Source organism: Amycolatopsis sp. NPDC104819, assembly GCF_055583145.1.
In genome coordinates this window covers 69,676-88,412 of the sequence record NZ_JBVJON010000010.1, presented here as the reverse complement: position 1 = coordinate 88,412, position 18,737 = coordinate 69,676, and the positions used below count along the sequence as shown (strand labels likewise).

Annotated in this window: 14 protein-coding genes; 9 read left to right on the top strand and 5 right to left on the bottom strand. The window is 73.1% G+C overall.

All coding sequences use genetic code 11. The features are described from left to right. The first annotated feature begins 128 nt into the window (after positions 1-128). Positions 129-1,328: a hypothetical protein gene (locus ACZ63E_RS30385; protein WP_465339562.1), complete on the top strand. Its 1,200-nt coding sequence runs from the start codon at positions 129-131 to the stop codon at positions 1,326-1,328. Positions 1,329-1,336: 8 nt separating this feature from the next. Here ACZ63E_RS30385 and ACZ63E_RS30380 read toward each other — a convergent pair whose 3' ends face one another. After that, on the bottom strand, positions 1,337-3,442 hold the full coding sequence (locus tag ACZ63E_RS30380) for an ATP-binding protein (protein ID WP_465339561.1): 2,106 nt from the start codon (positions 3,440-3,442) through the stop codon (positions 1,337-1,339). A 64-nt stretch (positions 3,443-3,506) separates the two neighbouring features. On the opposite strand from ACZ63E_RS30380, the gene ACZ63E_RS30375 reads away from it, so the two are divergent. The 3 genes from ACZ63E_RS30375 (at position 3,507) to ACZ63E_RS30365 (ending at position 9,549) form a co-directional block, all read left to right on the top strand. Continuing rightward, the gene (locus tag ACZ63E_RS30375) at positions 3,507-6,263 is read left to right on the top strand and encodes a tetratricopeptide repeat protein (RefSeq protein WP_465339559.1); all 2,757 of its coding nucleotides are present in this window, start codon (positions 3,507-3,509) and stop codon (positions 6,261-6,263) included. A gap of 184 nt (positions 6,264-6,447) precedes the next feature. Next, complete coding sequence (locus ACZ63E_RS30370) at positions 6,448-6,642, top strand: DUF6229 family protein (RefSeq protein WP_465305013.1); 195 nt, start codon at positions 6,448-6,450, stop codon at positions 6,640-6,642. Positions 6,643-6,726: 84 nt separating this feature from the next. After that, positions 6,727-9,549, top strand: a complete 2,823-nt coding sequence (locus ACZ63E_RS30365; RefSeq protein ID WP_465339558.1) for a type 2 lanthipeptide synthetase LanM family protein — start codon at positions 6,727-6,729, stop codon at positions 9,547-9,549. Between the two features lie 65 nt (positions 9,550-9,614). Here the strand turns inward: ACZ63E_RS30365 and ACZ63E_RS30360 are convergent, their stop codons facing one another. Both ACZ63E_RS30360 and ACZ63E_RS30355 read right to left on the bottom strand, forming a co-directional pair. Next, on the bottom strand, positions 9,615-10,103 hold the full coding sequence (locus ACZ63E_RS30360) for an EF-hand domain-containing protein (protein WP_465339557.1): 489 nt from the start codon (positions 10,101-10,103) through the stop codon (positions 9,615-9,617). Positions 10,104-10,249: 146 nt separating this feature from the next. Beyond that, positions 10,250-11,638, bottom strand: coding sequence for a KamA family radical SAM protein (locus ACZ63E_RS30355; protein WP_465339556.1), 1,389 nt, complete (start codon positions 11,636-11,638; stop codon positions 10,250-10,252). 131 nt (positions 11,639-11,769) lie between these two features. Here ACZ63E_RS30355 and ACZ63E_RS30350 point away from each other — a divergent pair, with 131 nt between their 5' ends. The 3 genes from ACZ63E_RS30350 to ACZ63E_RS30340 are packed head-to-tail and all read left to right on the top strand — an operon-like array spanning position 11,770 to position 15,805. Continuing rightward, a complete protein-coding gene (locus ACZ63E_RS30350) occupies positions 11,770-13,365 on the top strand; it encodes an amidohydrolase (RefSeq protein ID WP_465339555.1) in 1,596 nt (531 codons plus the stop codon). Between the two features lie 11 nt (positions 13,366-13,376). Next, positions 13,377-15,011 carry an apolipoprotein N-acyltransferase gene (lnt, locus tag ACZ63E_RS30345; protein WP_465339554.1) on the top strand — a complete coding sequence of 545 codons (1,635 nt, stop codon included), beginning with the start codon at positions 13,377-13,379 and terminating at the stop codon, positions 15,009-15,011. Positions 15,012-15,037: 26 nt separating this feature from the next. Then, positions 15,038-15,805: a polyprenol monophosphomannose synthase gene (locus ACZ63E_RS30340; RefSeq protein WP_465339553.1), complete on the top strand. Its 768-nt coding sequence runs from the start codon at positions 15,038-15,040 to the stop codon at positions 15,803-15,805. Here the strand turns inward: ACZ63E_RS30340 and ACZ63E_RS30335 are convergent. Next, positions 15,792-16,538, bottom strand: coding sequence for a class I SAM-dependent methyltransferase (locus tag ACZ63E_RS30335; protein ID WP_465339552.1), 747 nt, complete (start codon positions 16,536-16,538; stop codon positions 15,792-15,794). The genes ACZ63E_RS30340 and ACZ63E_RS30335 overlap by 14 nt on opposite strands. A gap of 35 nt (positions 16,539-16,573) precedes the next feature. Between ACZ63E_RS30335 and ACZ63E_RS30330 the strand changes: the two genes are divergently transcribed. Next, positions 16,574-17,368, top strand: coding sequence for a PIG-L deacetylase family protein (locus tag ACZ63E_RS30330; protein ID WP_465339551.1), 795 nt, complete (start codon positions 16,574-16,576; stop codon positions 17,366-17,368). Here ACZ63E_RS30330 and ACZ63E_RS30325 read toward each other — a convergent pair. Further along, entirely contained in the window at positions 17,301-18,050 is a 750-nt protein-coding gene (locus ACZ63E_RS30325) for a DeoR/GlpR family DNA-binding transcription regulator (RefSeq protein ID WP_465339550.1), read from the bottom strand. The two genes, ACZ63E_RS30330 and ACZ63E_RS30325, sit on opposite strands and share 68 nt — an antisense overlap. A 48-nt stretch (positions 18,051-18,098) precedes the next feature. On the opposite strand from ACZ63E_RS30325, the gene ACZ63E_RS30320 reads away from it, so the two are divergent. Further along, positions 18,099-18,710, top strand: a complete 612-nt coding sequence (locus ACZ63E_RS30320) for an NUDIX domain-containing protein (RefSeq protein WP_465339549.1) — start codon at positions 18,099-18,101, stop codon at positions 18,708-18,710. Positions 18,711-18,737: the final 27 nt, after the last annotated feature.

The window sequence follows — 18,737 nt, the reverse complement described above, 5'->3', positions numbered from 1 at the left end:
CGACGGGCCCCCGAGCACGGGAATTCCCGCGCTCGCCCGGCAGCCCCGAGAACGGCCTCACGATTCCTCCGTCAACGCTGCCCCGGCGCCACGCCGCGCTCCGGGCAGCCGGAGCAGAGGAGATCCCCGTGTCCACACCGAACCCCGCTTTCGACGCACACCCGCCGGTCGCCGACCGGGTGATCGTCGCCGGCGACCGCGTCGCCGGCTACTGGATGAGCCGTCCGGGGGTCAAGCGGGTGCTCGCCGTGGTCCCGCACGTCCAGGCGGGGGAGCGGCTGCTGGACGTCCTGCCCGCGCTGGAAAGCGACATGCGCGTCCAGGTGATGCTGACGGTCCCGGAGACCGGGTACCGGTGGGCCGGCATCGGCGAGTACGTCCGCCGGCTCGGGGGTCTGTCCATCCCGTGGCGGCAGGCGGTGACCACGCGGTTCGACCTCGTGCTCGCGGCCTGCCGGTGGGGGGTCGCCGAGCTGGACGGTCCCGTCCTCCTGATGCCCCACGGTGCGAGCAGCCTCGGGTCCCGGACCGGGCACGACGGTGACTTCAGCCGCCACCGCGGCGAAGTGGTGCCCGCGACGCTGGCCCTCGCGACCGACGAGGACAAGCTCGTGCTCGCAGACTCCTGTCCCGAGGCGCTGCCGAGTGCGGTCGTCGCGGGTGACCCGTCGTTCGACCGGATGCTGGCGGGCCGGGCCTACCGCGACCGGTACCGCCGGGAGCTCGGCGCGTCGCCGGCGCAGCGGGTCGTGGTGGCCACCTCGACCTGGTCGAAGGACTCCCTCTTCGGCACGGATCCGACGATCTTCGCCCGGTTGGTGCTGGAGCTGCCGCGCTCGGAAAACGTGGTGGTGGCGGTGCTCCACCCCTTCATCTGGCACGCCTACAGCCGGCGGCAGGTGCTCGCCTGGCTGGCCCGGGCCCGCGACCACGGGCTGGTCGTGCTGCCGCCGGAAGAGGGCTGGCGGAGTGCGCTCGTCGCCGCCGACGTCGCGGTCGGCGACTTCGGCTCGGTTCTGCAGTACGCGGGCGCGCTCGGCGTGCCCACCTTGATGAGTCCGGCGGCCGGCGTGCGACCGGGCAGTCCCGCCGAGACGCTGTCAAGGATCGCGACCCCGCTGCACCTCGACCGTCCCCTGGCGCCGCAGGTGTCCCGGGTGCGACCGCCGACCGACGACGAACGCGCGACGCTGGTGCGGGCCATCACCACCCGGCCCGGACAGTCACTGGCTATCCTCCGCCGCACCTGTTACGACCTGCTCGGGCTGACCGAGCCGGTGCACGGCGTGCCGGTGTCGCCGGCTCCGCTGCCGGAGCCGATCGGGTGACCCGGCACTCAGTCCGCGCGCGGCGGCAGCGCCCGGAGCCGGGCCCGGACCCGCTCGGCGTGCGGGTCGTCCATGGCGGCGTACGCGGCGAGTGCGTCCTCCCAGTACCGCCGCGCGCCTTCGGGGTCACCGGAATCCGCCAGGACCTCGGCGAGCTTCTCCAGCACGGGGACCCGCAGCGCGGCGGCCTCCGACGACGGGAGCGAGCGCAGCCCCCGCCGCAGCTCGGCCACCGCTTCGGCATGCGCGCCGCGGGCTGCGTGAACCGCGCCCAGCCCGGCGACGGCCTGCGCCTGGCAGTGGAAGTCTCCGATGGACTCCGCCAGCCGTGCCGACCGCTCGAAGTGGACGACGGCGGCGTCCCCGTCGCCCTGCTCGGCGAGCGCGTGGCCGAGGTAGCCGAGCAGGAGCGCGGTCCCGCGGTGCCGTCCGTGCGCTTCGTTCAGCTCGAGGGCGTCGCGGTAGCGCTCGATCGCCTCGGCGACGCGGCCGCCGGCGTGCGTCGCGGCGCCCAGTCCCTCCAGCGCGGTGGCCTCGCCGGCCCAGTCGCCGGACGAGCGCGCCAGGGTCACCGCCCGCCGGTAGGGCTCCATCGCCTGCTCCGGCTCACCGATGCGCAGGTGGACGGCGGCGGCCTGGTTCACCATGCGCACTTCGGCCCGGACGTCCCCGGACCGGGCGGCGGCTTCCACGGCGATCGCGCCGGCGCAGATCCACTCCGCGTAGTGCCCGCGGTAGAGGAACAGCCCCCAAAGCGCGTCGTAGAGCCGGCACACCAGCTCGTCCCAGCCGCGGGCGAAGGCGGTGTGCAGGCAGGCGGTCAGGTTCGGCAGCTCACGCTCGAGCCAGTCCAGCGCCGGTCCCCGTGCCGTGAACTCCGTCGGTTCCAGCACGGGAGCGAGGCGCGAGCGCAGCGGTGTCGCCGCGCCGTCGGCCGAGGCGGCCCGGTCGCGGTACCACTGGAGGGCCGATCGCACCGCCTGCTCCTGGTCGGACGGCGGATCTTCCCGCTCCGCCCAGCGCCGGGCGTGCAGGCGCGCCAGGTCGTGCAGGCGGTAGCGGTCGAACGCGATGTCGGTGATCATGTTCGCGTCGACCAGCACACCGAGGACGTGGTCCGCCTCCGCCACCGGCGTGCCCGCCAGCGCGGCCGCGACACCACCGCCGAAGTCGGGGCCGGGGTACAGCCCGAGCAGCCGGTAGAGGCGCGCCGCCACCGGCGGAAGCCCGCGGTAGGAGAGATCGAAGCACGTCGCCACGGACAGGGCCCCGTCCTCGTCCACGAGAGCGCCCAGGCGGCGGCGTTCGTCGGCGAGCTCCCCGGCCACGGCCGCCACCGGCCAGTGCGGCCGGACCACCAGCCGCGCCGCGGCGATGTGCAGGGCGATCGGCATGCCGCCGCACAGCTCGGCGACCGCGCGCGCCGACTCCGCCTCGGCGAGCACCCGTTCCCGGCCGACCGCGCGGCCCAGCAGCTGCACCGCCGCGTCCGGCGGCAAGGCGCCCACGGGCACCGCGACACTGCCGTGCGCGACGAGCCCGCTCAGCCGGCGTCGGCTGGTCACCACCACCGCGCTCCGCGGCGACCCCGGGAGCAGCGCCACGACCTGCGCGCTCGAAGCGGCGTCGTCCAGCAGCACGGCGATCGCCCGGCCGGCCGTGAGCGAGCGGTACAACGCCGCTCGCTGGGGTTCCCCGGCCGGCTGGTCCGACGGCCGCACGCCCAGCCCGTGCAGCAGATCGCCGAGAACGTCGACGGGCCCGGCAGGTCCGTCCGGCCCGTGTGCGGACAGTCCCACGAACAGCTGCCCGTCGGGGTACCGGTCGCGCGCGTGGTGCAGCCAGTGCGCCGCGAGAGCGGACTTCCCGACGCCGCCCGGGCCGGTCAAGACCACGATGCCGGGCCGGTCGCCGCCGGCCAGCGCCTCGGTCAGCGTCCGCAGCTCGTCGGTCCGCCCGCTGAAGTGGGCCGGTGGCGGGGGAAGCTGCCGCGGCACGTGCTGCGCGCGGCCGGCGTGGACGTGGATGTCGCCGTGCACGACCCCGGTCTGGACGACCGAGCCGGCGACGTCGCGGGTGATGTTGTCGGTCGTGTGGTAGCTCGGACGGTCCACGGCCCCCACCTCCGCTTCGAAGGCTAGTGGTAGCACTCCGCGGCCGGGGCGCGATTGTGCAGGGGTGAAGGCCACACCCGCCGACGTCTGGCACACGAGCTACCGGAACTTCGGTGCGTTGCTGGGGGCGCTCCGGCGTGATGCCGGGCTGACCCAGCGCGTCGTGGCGCGCCACGTGAAGAAGTCCGACACCACGCTCTCGAAATGGGAAAACGGACAAGGCGAGCATCCGCCTGAGCGGCAGTCCGTGGTCGACTACGTCTCCCGGTGCCTGCGGGACATGGCCAGTTCCGAGACGGTGAAGGAAGAGCGGCGGCTCGCGGTCACGGAGGCGCTCGACGAGCTGATCCGCCTGCGCGAGCGCCTCGACGACATGCCCGCCGAGAGCGAGCCGCCCGCGGTGAGCACGCTGCGCCGGGATGTTCACTCCTTCGAGGGCCGCGAGACCGAACTCCGCCTGATCGCCGACGCCGTCGAGCACCCGACGGGCGCGGTCGTGGCCGTTTACGCCATCGACGGAATGCCCGGCGTCGGCAAGACGGCTTTCGCCGTTCACGCGGCGCACCGGTTCGCCGCGCGCTTCCCCGACGGCCGCCACTACCTCGACCTGCACGGCCACAGTCCCGGACGCGAGCCGGTCGCGCCGCGGGACGCGCTGGCGGCGTTGCTGACCGCGGTCGGGGTGGACCCGCTGGACCTGCCGGCCGAAACCGAGCGGCGCGCCGCGCTGTGGCGGCGCTCGGTCAGCGGCAAGCGGATGGTGCTGGTGCTGGACAACGCCGCCGACCACCGGCAGATCGAACCGTTGCTGCCCGGCGAGGGCCGCAGCCTGGTCCTGGTGACCAGCCGGCGGAGGCTGAGCGAGCTCGACGCGATGTCGATCGATCTGCCGCCGCTGCCGACCGGAGAAGCCGAGGCGGTGTTCCGCGGGCTCGCGGGCCGTCCGGTGAACGAGCAGGCCGCACTGACCCGGCTGGTCGGGCTCGCCGGCGGGTTGCCCCTGGCCGTGGCGATCCTGGCGGCGCGGTTCCGGAACCGCCGGGCGCTCACCGTCGCCCATCTCGCCGACGAGCTCGCCGAGGCGTCGAACAAGCTGCCCGTCATCCGCGCGCAGTCCCGCGCCGTCGCCGCGGCGTTCGAACTGTCGTACCGCGACCTCTCCGGCGAGCAGCAGCGCTTCTTCCGGTTCCTCGGTCTGCACCCCGGCGACAGCCTCGAACCGTTCGCGGCAGCCGGGTTGTGCGGCTGCCGCCCGGCCGAGGCGGCGGCCCGTCTCGACGAGCTGTACCACGAACACCTCGTGGAGGAGCCGACGCTGGGCCGCTACCAGATGCACGACCTCATCGCCGAGTACGCACGCGAGCGGGTCGAAGACGACGAGCCCGGTCTCCGCACGGCGGCCCGGGAGTCGCTGCTGGAGTTCTACCTGACTTGCGGAGCAGCGGCCAACAGCCGCCTCGCGCACGGCACGGAAGTGGCCGACGAATACCTCCCGCCGCTGGGGGACGACCGCGCGGCGGCGAGCTGGTTCGACGCCGAGCGGGAGAACCTGCTGGCCTGCCTGGACAGCGCGGAAGCGCCCGAGACGGTCGTGGACTTCGCGCCGGTGCTGGCCCCGTACCTGGGACGCAGCGGACCGTGGGACCTGACGGTGCGCGTCCACCGGCGGGCGGTGGACTGCGCCCGCGCCTGGGGGGATCCCGAGGCCGAAGCCAGGACACTGCTCGAGCTCGGGAAGGCGCAGTTCCACGCCGACCGCTACGAGGAGGCCGAGACCGCCCTGGGCGCCGCGGGCCGGCTCTTCGCCGAGCTGGGCTTCAACGGCGACGAGGCGCACGCCTGGGCGGGCCTCGGCCAAGTCTGGATCCAGACCGGGGACCACGTCGACGCGCGCCGGGCGTTCACCGACGCGCTCGCCCTGTGCGAACAGGACGGGTTGGAGCGGGAGCGAGCCGGGGTCCTGGTCGAACTGGCCAACCTGGACTACTTCCAGGACGAGTACCCGCGGAGCGTCGCGGCGAACGAGCGAGCGCTGGGGATCTACGAGGAGCTGGAAGACCGGCTGGGGCAGGCGGCCGCTCTCAAGGGGCTCGCGCACGTGTGGCTGTTCACCGACGACTACCCCCGCGCCCGTGACGCGGCGATGCGGGCGCGGGAGCTCTTCCGCGCGGCCGGGCAGGTCCTCGGCGAGGGGCAGACGTCTTCGGTGCTCGGCAGTGTGAACCGGGCGCAGGGGAGGTACACCGAAGCGCGCGCGGACTTCGAGACGGCCATCGAGCTCTACGAAAAGCTCGGTGATCTCGCCGGTTCCGCCATGGCGCAGATCGAGCTCGGCATCGTGCACTGCCACCTCGGCGACTTCGTCACCGGCGAGGAAGTCCTGCGTCGCGCGATGGAGCTGTACGAGACGTTCGACGAAGCCGTCGGCAAGGCGTCGGTGCGCCGGGAACTCGCCGACCTCCTCACGAAGACCGGACGGCTGAAGCACGCGCGGCCGCTGCTGGACGAGGCCGAGAACATCTTCGGGAAGCTCGATGACCGGTTCGGCAAGGCCATCACGTCGAACAGCTACGGGGCATGGCACCTGGCCGCGGGCGATCCGGTCGCGGCCCGGCGCCGCTACACCGAGGCGCTCGAGCTCGCGCTGGAGATCGCCAGCCCGCTGGAACGCGCCGCGGCGCTGGCCGGGCTCGCCCGCGTGGCGAAAGCACTGGGGGAGCACCGGGCGGCCGAAGAGGGGCTCCGCGACGCTCTCGCGATCTACCGGAGCCTGGGGGCCGGCGAAGCGGCCGAGCTGGAGCGTGAACTCGGCTCGACGTGAACAATCACGGTATTTTTGCCGTCATCATCCGTGGTGATCAAATTCCGGAAACCGGAGAAAACCGACTTCGGTCGGATTCTCCGATGTGCCCGCGGTTGCGTCCGAATGGTCGTCGAATCGGGTGACGCGGATTGTCTAGACTCCGCAGGTCGTGTTCACATCCTTTTGTCGACCTGGAGGTTCCATGCGCACTGTGGATTCTGCTGCCATTGTGGAAGGCTGGCTGTCGGGTTCGGAAACGGCGCACGGCCTGGCGAACCCCGCCGGTCCGCTGTACGTCGGCGGAAACGCCGCCGAAGCCGCGCTGGTCGACCCGACCGACATGCTGTACGCGTTCTGTTCCAGCCCGAGCGGCTCACATGGCAGCTGGTGCTGCTGACGAGCTCGGTTCTCGCCAAAAGCGCCCGCGTTTCCCGGTTTCCGGGTGCGCGGGCGCGCTCGGGTCGCAAACGGGTGGAGGCCGATGTTGCTCGATTCAGCGGAAAGCGAAACCCTGCCGTTCGGTGGTCCGGTCCGCGCTCTCGCGCGGCCGTGGCGCGGTGGCCTGGCCGACGAGCTCGACGCGATTCCCGGCCTGACGCCGGACGAGCGCGCCGTCGTACTGGCGGCCGGGAGTGACGCGCTGGTCCACTCGCTGCACGCGAAGGTGTCCCGCGTGTTCCTCATCGAGCTGCACGCCCGGCGGCTGGCCGGCGGCGCGGGGGACGACGCCGCGACCTGGGCACAGTACGTCGAGGACGCGACACGGGAGGACTACCTGACCACCCTCGAAGGGCGGTACCCGGTTCTTCCGCGGCGGATCGCGCAGGTGGCCAGGTTGTCGGTGGCCGCCGTCGCGGGATTCGCCGCCCGGCTCGCCGCGGACCGGCCGCGGTTCGCCGACACGCTGCGCGGGCCGCTGCGGGCGGTCACGTTCGGGCGCGGCGACACGCACCGGGGCGGCCTGACGGTCAGCCGCGTCGACGTCGGTGACGGCACCGTCATGTACAAGCCGCGGAACTCGGCGATCGACGTCGCGCTCGCGGCCCTGATCCGCGACGCCTACGAGGACTTCCCCGGCGCGCCGGAGCTCAACGAGCGGATCCGGGTGCCCGCGGTGCAGCTGCGCGAGGGCTACGCGTGGGCTGACTTCGTCGAGCCGCGCTACTGCGCCGGCGAGCGCGAGCTGAGCGTCTTCTACCGCAACATCGGGCACTGGCTGGCGGTCCTGCGGCTGTGCGGGGGCACCGACATGCACGCGGAGAACATGATCGCCGCGGGCCCGGTGCCGGTCATCGTGGACGCCGAGACGCTCTTCGACGCGCCCGCCGACTTCCCGGCCAGCGGCCAGGGTGACGCCGTCGACGTCGCCACCGCCGCGATCCGCCGCACGGTCCTGCGCACCGGGCTGCTTCCGGTGCGCGGCACGGGGTACGCGCTCGGCGGGGTGGACATCTCCGGGCTCGGCGCGCTGCCCGGGCAGCAGCCCCGGATCCCGGCGCCGGTCATCGCCGGCGCGGGCACGGCGGCCGCGCGCCTGGAGGTCGACCTGGTCGAGATGCCGACCGCCGGGAACCACCCCAGCCCGACGGCGGTGCTGCACGCGCACTGGGACCGCGTGGTCGAGGGCTTCCGCGAGATGACCACGCACCTGCACCGGCTCGACACCCGCCCCGGCGGCGACGCTTTCCACCTGCTGCGGCACTTCGAAGGCGTCGAGGCCCGCCGGATCCTGCGGCCGACGCAGGCCTACGTCGACATCGGCCGGATGCTGTGGCACCCGGCGTCGCTGCACGACGAGGCGGCCGCGACCGAGCGGGGGCGCGACATCCTGCTGCGCAACGCGAAGGTCCTGCACGGCGCGCCCCAGGACCGCGCGACGATCGACGCGGAGATCGCCGACCTGCAGGCCGGTGACGTCCCGTTGTTCAGCTTCGAGGTGGACCACGCGGCGATCGCGGCGTCGGTGGCCGACTGGCGCGAGGCCGACCTGCCGTTCGAGGAGTCGATCATCCAGGACGCGCTGGTCGGGGCCTACCTCAACGAGCGGACCCTGCCCTCACGCCGCCAGTACCCGGCCCGCGACCCGCACTGCCGCGACCGCGAACGCCGCCGCCGGGCCCTGGCCGCGCAGCTGGTCCGGCGGCTGTGCGACGGCGCGGTCCGCGGCGCGGACGGGACGGTCACCTGGGTCAGCCCGGTGTTCACCCCGGCGGGCTGGTCGATCCGGGTCCTTCCCGCCGACCTCTACACCGGCCAGGGCGGCGTGGTGCTCACGCTGGCCGAGTACCTGGCCGAGGTCCACGCCGGCCGCGCCGACGACGTCCCCGGGGTGCAGGAGTGCTTCGACGGCGCGCTGCGGGTGCTCAAGAGCGTCGAGGAGCTGACCGAGACGCCGTCGGCCGGGGCGTTCAGCGGGGCGGCGTCGCAGGTGTGGACGTGGCTCGCGCTGCACCGCGTGCTGGGCTGGGACTGGCTGCTGGACCGGGCGGCCGAGCGCGCCGGGCAGTTCTCCGACGGGCGCATGATCGCCGAGGACCGCGAGGTCGACCTGCTCAACGGCGTCGCGGGCGCGGCGGTCCCGCTGCTCGGCCTGGCCGCGACCGGACGGCCGGAGTGGCTGCCGGTGGCCGCGGCGGTGGGCAACCGGCTCGGGGAGCTGGCGGTCCGCGAGGACCACGGCGCCCGCTGGCCCACCCGGCTCAACCCCGAGGGCATCGGCGGGTTCGCCCACGGCGCCACCGGAATCGGCTGGACGCTGACGCGGCTTGCGCTCAGCGAAGCAGGCACGCCGGCGGAACGGGCGGGCTGGAAGGAGCTCGCCGAGCAGGCTTTCGCCTATCAGGAATGGCTTTACCGGCCGGAGGTCGGCAACTGGTTCGACGCCCGGATCGGCAGCGAGGACGACTTCTTCACCAGCTGGTGCCACGGCAGCGCGGGCATCGGACTGGCCATGCTCGACCTGCACCACCGCACGGGCGACCCCCGGCGGCTCGAGATGGCGGTCCGCGCCGCCCGCGCGAGCGCGGCCGAGGGTTTCGGCTGGAGCCACACGCTGTGCCACGGCGACATCGGCCTGTGGGAGATGCTGGAGGCGATCCGGCTGGCGGACCCCACGTGGGACGGCCCGAGCCGCGACGAGATCGACGCGGAGCTGCTGACCAGCCTCGAGCAACGCGGCCCGGTCGGCGGCCTGGCCCGCGAGGCGTTCTCCCCGAGCCTGATGTCGGGACTGGCCGGCGTGGTGCACGGGCTGTTGCGGATGCACCCGGGGCACGAGCTGCCGTCCCCGCTTTTGCTGGACTGAGTTGAGGGGGTGCCGCGACCGTGCGGCACCCCTCAACGGCGTCAGCGGGGCTGGTTCGCCCATCCTCAGCCGAGCAGCGGAACGTCCGACCGTCCGTAGCGGAATTCGCGGACGGCGATGACGAGTTCGTCGACGGTGAGACGGCCGTCGCCGTCGAGATCGATGCGGTCGAACGTGGCGTCGGAGTCGGCATCGCTGAGGCCCACCGCCGGGCCGAGCCAGCGGCGCAGCTCCGGTTTGCTGACGTAGCCGTCGCGGTCGGTGTCGCACAGGTCGGCGATCGCGGCGATGGTCGGGCGGAGCAGGTCTTCGAACCCGTGGTCGCCGCGTTCGTACATCAGTTCCCGGTTGGCGGCGAGGTACTGGTCCTGGTTCATGGAGCCGTTCGGGCCGACCCCCGCGGCTTCGGCCTGCCGCTGGTACATCGCGAGCAGGGCGTCCCGGACGGCTCGACCACGCTCGCTGGTCGTCGTCTCGCCGAAGGCTTCGACGATGCGGCGGGCCTCCGCGTCGTAGTCCGTGCGGTCGATGACGCCGTCCCCGTTGGGTCCCACTTACGGACAGTCGCACGAAACGGGACCGGCTCGCCGATGGTGTTTCCCGGCGAGCCGCTACCTCACGAACGGTGAGAACGCCCGAAGGGATCTGCCCGTGCCGGCTCGCGAGTGTTCTCCCACGAGCCGGCACCCCCTCAACGGCGTCAGCGTGGCTGGTTCGCCCACCAGGTGCGCCCGGCCTCGGGCAGCGTCGAGATCGGGTCGTAGTACGGGTAACGCCGCTGCAGCGCCTCCGGGTCGTCCAGCTCGATGCCGGTCCGGTAGTTCTTGGTCCAGTACGAAATCCCCAGCTCCCGATCGTAATCGGCCAGCTGGTGCACCCACCGCTTCCCGACGTACGGCACGTCGCACACGATCCGCGGCGTCGCGTACCCGGGGAGGTACCCCATGATCGAGTGCTGCAGCTCCTGCGCCTCGTGCACCGAAACCCGCCAGTGCTCCGCGTTCGGGATCATGTCGCACATGTAGAAGTAGTACGGCAGGATGTTCGCCTCGCCCTGCAGCGCGAAGCACAGGTCCAGCAGCTGCGCCGGCGTCGCGTTGACCCCGCGCATCAGCACGCCCTGGTTGCGGACGTCGCGGACACCCACGTTCAGCGCCGTCTGGGCCGCCTCCGCCACCAGCGGGGTCACCGACTGGGCGTGGTTGACGTGGGTGTGGATCGCCAGGTTGACGCCTCGGCGCTGGGCCGTCACCGCGACGCGCTCGAGGCCTTCGACGACCTTCGGCTGGATCCAGTGCTGCGGGAGCGCCGCCAGGGCCTTCGTCGCCAGGCGGATGTCGCGGACCGTGTCGATGTCCATCAGGCGCATCAGGAACGACTCCAGCTGCGGCCAAGGCACGTTCGCCACATCGCCGCCGGAGACCACCACGTCACGCACACCCGGGGTCTTCTTCAGGTACGCGATCATCGCGTCCTGGCGGTCGACCGGCTTGAGCGTGAGCTTGTGCTTCTCGACCGTCTCCGTGGAGTTGCCCACCAGGTCCATGCGGGTGCAGTGGCCGCAGTACTGGGGGCAGGTCGAGATCATCTCGGCCAGCACCTTCGTCGGGTAGCGGTGGGTCAGGCCCTCCACGACCCACATCTCGGCCTCGTGCAGCGAGTCGCGCTCCGAGTGCGGGTGGCTCGGCCACGTCGAGTCGCGGTCGCTCTTGACCGGGAGCATGTAGCGGCGGATCGGGTCGGCGTAGAACGCCTCGGTCACCTTCGCCGGGTCGGTGCCCGCCGTGGGCGCCATCGTGTTGATCATCTGCGGCGGCAGCAGCATCGACATCGTCGCCAGCTCGCGCTGGTCGGCGAGCAGGTCGTCGTAGAAACGCTCCTCCAGCAGGTCGCCCATCAGGGCGCGCAGCTGCTTGGCGTTGCGGATGCAGTGCACTCGCTGCCACTGCGCGTCACGCCACTCGGCCTCGGTCACGTCGTGCCAGCCCGGGAAGCGGCGCCAGTCGGGTTCCACCAACTCGGCGCGGGCGTACTCGTAGGGCTGGTCGAAGGCGGCGGCAGGCGTCACAGGTTCCTGGGTCGCAGTCACTTGTACTCCTAGTCGTCGGGAACGCGTTAAAATATCCTGTCATAACGTTCTCACGGAGTAAATCTTCCTGCCTGCTGGCGTGCCTTCCCCCAGGTGGAGGAAGCCGGGAGAGGCGGGGCAAACTCAACGACGTGACGGACGAACACACAACGCTCCTGCTCGGCGGACGCGTCTACACCCCCGCCGGCCCGGACGCCACGGCGATGGCGGTCACCGGCGGCACCGTGGTCTGGGTCGGGCAGGACGCCCCGGCCCGCGCGCTGCACGCGAACGCCGAGATCGTCGACCTCCAGGGCGCGTTCGTGGCGCCCGCGTTCGTCGACGCGCACGTCCACGCCACCGCCACCGGCCTGCACCTGACCGGCCTCGACCTCACCGGCGTCCACGACCGCGCCGAGCTGCTCGCCCGCGTCCGCGACGCTGTCGTTCCGGGGCAGGTCCTGCTCGCCCACGGCTGGGACGAAAGCGGCTGGACCGACCCGCGGCTGCCCAGCCGCACCGAGCTCGACGACGCCGCCGGCGGCACCCCGGTCTACCTCAGCCGCGTCGACGTCCACTCCGCGCTGGTCTCCACCGCGCTGGTCGAGCTGGCCCCGGCCGCCCGCGCCGCCGACGGCTGGTCACCCGAGGGCCCGCTGACCCGGGCCGCCCACCACGCCGTCCGCGCGGCCGTGCGTGCCGCGATCACCCCGGAGCAGCGTGACCGCGCCCAGCGCGCCTTCCTGGCCGAAGCCGCCGCCCGGGGCGTGGTGAGCGTGCACGAATGCGCCGGCCCCGACATCTCCGGCCGCGACGACCTGGCCGCCCTGCTCACCCTGGCCGGACCGGACACCCCCGAGGTCGTCGGCTACTGGGGTGAGCTCGACGCCGTCGACACCGCCCGCGAGCTCGGCGCCCGCGGCCTGGCCGGCGACCTGTTCGTCGACGGCGCGCTCGGCTCGCGCACCGCCGCCCTGAGCGAGCCCTACGCCGACCACGACGGCTCCGGGACGCGCTACCTCGACGCCGCACGCATCGGCGAGCACCTGGCCGCCTGCGCCGAAGCCGGGCTGCAGGCCGGCTTCCACGTCATCGGCGACGCCGCCGTCGCGGAGGTGGTCGAAGGCTTCCGCCTGGCCGAAAAGCAGGTCGGGCAGCGTGCGCTCGCCGCCCGTCACCACCGGCTCGAGCACCTCGAGATGGTCACCGCCGAGCAGGCGAAGCTGCTGGCCGGCTGGGGCGTCGTCGCCTCGATGCAGCCGCTGTTCGACGCGCTCTGGGGCGGCGAGAACGGCATGTACGCCGAACGGCTCGGCGTGGACCGCGCGGCCGGGCTCAACCCGTTCTCGGTCCTGGCCGCGGAAGGCGTTGTGCTGGCCTTCGGGTCCGACGCGCCCGTCACTCCGCTGGACCCGTGGGCGAGCGTCCGCGCGGCGGCCTACCACCGCACGCCGGGCGCGGGCCTGTCCCCGCGGGCCGCGTTCACCGCCCACACCCGCGCCGGGCACCGCGCCGCCGGTGTCAACGACGGCGTCACCGGCAGCCTCGTCCCGGGCGCGCCGGCGCACTACGCGATCTGGGACGCGACCGACCTCGTCGTGGCCACCCCGGACAGCCGCGTGCAGCGCTGGTCCACCGACCCGCGGGCTGGCGTGCCACCGTTGCCGCGGCTGGAACCGGACGCCGTGCTGCCGCGATGCCTGCGCACCGTGCGCGCGGGTGCGGTCCTCCACAACGCCATCACCTAGAGTTGTCACCTGTGGCAGTCACCGTGGCGGACCCCGAACCGGGCGCCCCGCACCAACCCGCCCGAACCCGGCGAAGCTTCCCCCGCGCGTGGCTGCTGAGGCTGGCCACGGCGCTGGTGTCCGGCTTCGCCTACTACCTGAGCTTCGCGCCGCGCCCGCTGTGGTGGCTGGCCCCGCTCGCGTTCGCCGGGTTCGCGTTCGTGCTTCGGGGCCGCAGCTTCCGGGGCGCGTTCGGTTACGGCTTCGCGTTCGGCTTCGTCTTCTTCCTGCCGCTGCTGACGTGGCTGCTGGACTTCCTGGGCCCGGACTTCGGGCCGTGGCCGTGGCTCGGCCTGTCCTTCGCGCTGGCGCTGTACTACGGCGTGGCCGGCGGCCTCTTCACGTGGGTGGCGCGGCTGCCGCTCGCGCCGCTGTGGGGCGCGCTGATCTTCGTCGCGATGGAGACCCCTCGCGCGTGGTTCCCCTTCGGCGGCTTCCCCTGGGGCCGCGTCGCCTTCAGCCAGCCCGAAGGCGCGTTCCTGCCGTTGGCCTCGATTGGCGGCGCGCCGCTGGTGGGCCTCGCGGTCGTCCTGACCGGCTTCTGCCTGGCCGCGCTCGCCGGCCGGCTGTGGGACGCGCGTGACGCGCTGAAGGCCACGCTGCGGGCCCGGCGGACCATCGTGGCCGCCGTCGTCACGCTGCTGCCCGTCGTCGCCGGGCTGGCGCTGTGGCCCACCATCGGCACCGGCGCGCAGGACGGCGAGCGGACCGTCGCGACCGTCCAGGGCAACGCCCCGAACATCGGGCTCGCGCTGCAGGGCGAGCGGGACGTGCTGCGCCGCAACACCATCGCCGAAAGCGAGCGCCTGCTCGACGCGATCCACGCCGGGAAGGTCCCGAAGCCGGACCTGGTGCTGTGGCCCGAAAGCGCGACCACCGTCACCGGGCCCGACCCGCAGGTCGACCAGCTCGTGGCCGCCTTCGGTGTGCCCGCGCTGGTCGGCGCGCTCTACGAGCTGCCCGACCGCCACCTCCAGAACTCGGTCATCGCCTGGGACCCGCACACCGGGCCCGGGCAGCGCTACGCCAAGCAGCAGCTGGTGCCCTTCGGCGAGTACGTGCCCGCGCGTAAGCTCGCCGAGCTCGTCACGCCGTTCATCGACCAGGAGACCGTCGACATGCTCCCCGGCGACGGCGCCAACCAGGCGCTGGACGTCGCGGGCACGCGTGTCGGGGTGTTCGTCTGCTACGAGGCCGCGTTCGACTACCCGGGCCGCGACGCCGTGCGCGACGGCGCCGAGCTGCTCGTCGTGCCGACCAACAACGCCTGGTACGGCGAGAGCGAGATGAGCGTGCAGCAGCTGGCCATGTCCCGGCTGCGCGCGGTCGAACACGGCCGCGCGGTGGTGGTGTCCGCCGTCTCAGGAGTGAGCGCGATCGTCGCCCCCGACGGAACGGTTACCAGCTCAACGGGCCTTTTCACCGCGGATTCCCTGGTCGGGCGCGTCCCGCTGCGGACGCAGACTACGCTGTCGGATCGACTCGGTGCGTGGACGGAGTACGGGCTGCTGGCACTGGCGATCGCCGGGGTGGCCGGCGGGCTCGTGCTCCGTTTTCGCACCCGGCGCAGCAGCGCCGGCACGGCAGCAGGGGACACGGCGGACTGACCGCCGGGGATATCGGAGGAGCACGGATGTCGCAGGCGCCGCGGGGGGCCCGGGAAATCGAGCCGGTGCTGGTGGTGATCCCGACCTACAACGAGCGGGAGAACCTCGGCCCGATCCTGGATCGCCTGCACAGGGCACTTCCGGACGTGCACGTGCTCGTGGTGGACGACGGCAGCCCGGACGGCACCGGGGAGCTCGCCGACGAGCGCGCGGCCGCGAACCCGAACGTGCACGTCATGCACCGGACCGAGAAGGCCGGGCTGGGCGCGGCCTACATCGCCGGGTTCCGCTGGGGTCTGGCGCGCGAGTACGGCACGATCGTCGAGATGGACGCCGACGGCTCGCACGCGCCGGAGGACCTCCCGCGGCTGCTGGACGCCGTCAGCGACGCGGACCTGGCCATCGGCTCGCGGTACGTCCCCGGTGGCAGTGTCGTGAACTGGCCGCTGAAGCGCCAGGTGCTCTCGCGCGGCGCCAACGTCTACTCGCAGATCGCGCTGGGCATGCGCACGCGCGACATCACGGCGGGCTTCCGCGCCTACCGCCGTCCGGTGCTGGAGAAGCTGGCGCTGGACGAGGTCAACTCGCACGGCTACTGCTTCCAGATCGACCTGACCATCCGCACGGCCGACGCCGGGTTCGAGATCGTCGAGGTGCCGATCACCTTCACCGAGCGCGAGATCGGCGAGTCGAAGATGGACGGCTCGATCATCCGCGAGGCGTTCCTGCGGGTGGCATCGTGGGGCGCGCAGCGCCGCTGGCAGCAGGTCCGGCGGCTGCTCAAGCGCGGCTGACCCGCGCGGTCACGATCCAGGTCCGGGCGCCCAGCAGCACTCCGTCCGGGGTTTCGTGCGCGGCGAAGGCGGCCCGCAGGCGGCTTGCGGCCTCCGCAGTGGGCCGCAGCTCCTCGACGTCCTTGAGGCCGAGGGCGAACTCGCACGCCGTCGCGGCGTCGGGCCCGTAGCAGACGGGTTTGCGCAGCTCGGTGAACTCGACGTCGGTGAAGCCCGCGGTCCGCAGCAGGGCGTCGGTGTGGGTTCGGTCGCCGAGGGAGAAGTGCGGCCCGGCGGGTGGCGCGGTGGTGCCGGGCGCGACGGCGTCGTGCAACACCGAGTACCACTCGTTGCGGTCCCGCTCCTGCCAGACCAGCAGCACCAGGCGCCCGCCGGGCCGCAGCGCGCGGGCGAGGTTGGCGAACGCCGCGGGCGGGTCGGCGAAGAACATCGCCCCGAACCGGGACAGCACGACGTCGAACGCCGCGTGCGGGAACTCGTGGGTCTGCACGTCGGCGACCTCGAAGCTCGCCCCGCCGAGTTCGCGTGCCTTGGTGATGGCCTGCTCCGAAACGTCGACCCCCAGCGCCGTCGCGCCTGCCTCGGCCGCTTCACGGGTGGACTCGCCGGTGCCGCAGCCGACGTCGAGGACGTCCTCGCCCGGCCGGACGGCGGCCATGGCGCGGAACCGCTCGTTGTGCGGGCGCACCTCGGCGTCGAACAGCGCCGCGAACCGGACCCGGTGTTCACTCATGCCGATTTCTCCTGTTCTCGGCCATCATGGGGCCGATGACGACCATCGTGGCCTTCCACGCCCACGCCGACGACCCCGTGCTGCTCAGCGGCGGCACCCTCGCCCGCGCGGCGGCCGACGGGCACCGGGTGGTGGTCGTGGTGGCCACCGACGGCATGTCCGCGGACCACCCGACCCCGCGGTGGGCCGAGCTGGAGGCGAGCGCGGCCATCCTCGGCGTCCGGCGGGTCGTGCACCTGGGGTACGCCGACAGCGGGCACGGGCCCGAGCTGTACCCGGATCCGCCCGGCCGGCAGCGGTTCGCCCGCGCGGAAACCGAGGAGGCCGCGCACCGGCTCGCCGCCGTGCTGCAGGAGGAGAAGGCCGACCTGCTGCTCGGGTACGACGCAGGCGGCGGGTACGGCCACCGCGACCACGTCAAGGTGCACCAGGTCGCCCGCCGGGCGGCCCGGCTGACCGGGACGCGGCTGCTGGAAGCCACACTCCCGCGCGACGTCGTAGTGCGGCTCGCCCGGGCGGCCTGGGCACTGCGGATCCCGGTCCACTACGACACCGCCGCGCTCGGGCGGCTGTACAGCCCGGCGTCGGCCATCACCCACCGCTTCACCGTGCGGCGCTTCGCCGGGCGCAAGCAGGCCGCGCTCGCGGCGCACGTGTCCGACGTCCGGGGGAGCGGACGGCTCTCGGCGGTGCTGCGGGTGCTCGTGTGGCTGCCGAAGCCGGTGTTCGCGCTGGTGGCAGGCCACGAGTGGTACACCGAGGTCAGCGGAGGACCACACCCATCGCTGCAAGTTTCTGCACGTTCTGGTCGGACTCGTCCGCGTCGGTGATGAGGCCGGCGATGTCGGCGAAGGGCAGCACGGTGAACCGTGACGCCGCGCCGAGCTTCTCGGCGCTGGCCAGCACGTAGGTGTCGGCGGCCCGCCGCGCGAGGGTGCGTTTCATCGCGGCCTCGTCGGCGTCACCGGTGGTGAGACCGGCCTCGGGGTGCACCCCGGTGACGCCGAGCAGGAAGACGTCGGCGCTGATCGCCTGGGCGGCCTCGGCGGCGGCCGCGCCGCAGGTGACCGCGGAGTGCCGGAAGAGCCGGCCGCCGAGCAGGAAGACGTCGATGCCGTGGTGGTCCAGCAGCGCGGCGGCGATGGTCGGGCTGTGGGTGACGACGGTCGCTGCCAGGTCTTTCGGCAGGGCCTGGGTGACGGCGAGGGTGGTGGTGCCGCCGTCGAGGATGACCGTCGAGCCGGGCCGGACCAGCCGGGCGGCGACGGTGGCGACGCGGTCCTTGCCGGCCACGGCGATCGACGTCCGGCTCGTGTAGTCGGCGACGGCGGGGGAGACGGGCAGCGCTCCGCCGTAGACGCGCTGGCAGAGCCCGGCCGCGGCGAGGTCGCGCAGGTCGCGGCGGATGCTGTCCTCGGAGACGCCGAGCTCGGCCGCGACGTCCTTCGCCAGCACCTTGCCCTCGGCCGCCAGCCGGGCCAGCAGCAGGTCACGGCGTTCCCCGACCAACATGCACGATCCTCCTTGTTGCTTCCGAGTCATGCACATTATGGTCGGGGCATGACCTCTTCGACAAGCGCCCTCGGCCCGGACCGCAACCCGCGGGTCCGGATCACCGACGTGGAGGTGCTGGCCTCGGCCTGGCACGTCCTGCGCCGCACGACGTTCGAGTACCAGCACGGCGACGGCCGCTGGACGACCGAGCAGCGCGAGACCTACGACCGCGGCAACGGCGCCACCGTCCTGCTCTACGACCTCACCCGCGCCACAGTGCTGCTGACCCGCCAGTTCCGCTACCCGGTCTACGTCAACGACCACCCGGACGGCATGTTCCTCGAGACCGCGGCGGGCCTGCTGGACGCCGACGACGCGGAGACGGCCATCCGTCGCGAGGCGCAGGAGGAGACCGGCGTCCGCATCGGCGAGCTGCAGCTGGTCTTCGACGTCTACACGAGCCCGGGCTCGGTCACCGAGCGCCTTTTCTGCTACGCCGCGCCGTACGACCCCGCCGACCGCGGCGCGGGCGGCGGGCTCGCGGAGGAGGGGGAGTACATCGAGGTGGTCGAGCTGCCCTTCCGCGAGGCGCTGGCGATGGTGCGCGACGGCCGGATCGCCGACGCGAAGACGATCATGCTCCTGCAGTGGGCGGCCCTGGAGGGCCCGTTCAGCTAGGTGGCCCCGGGCATGCGAAAGGCCCCC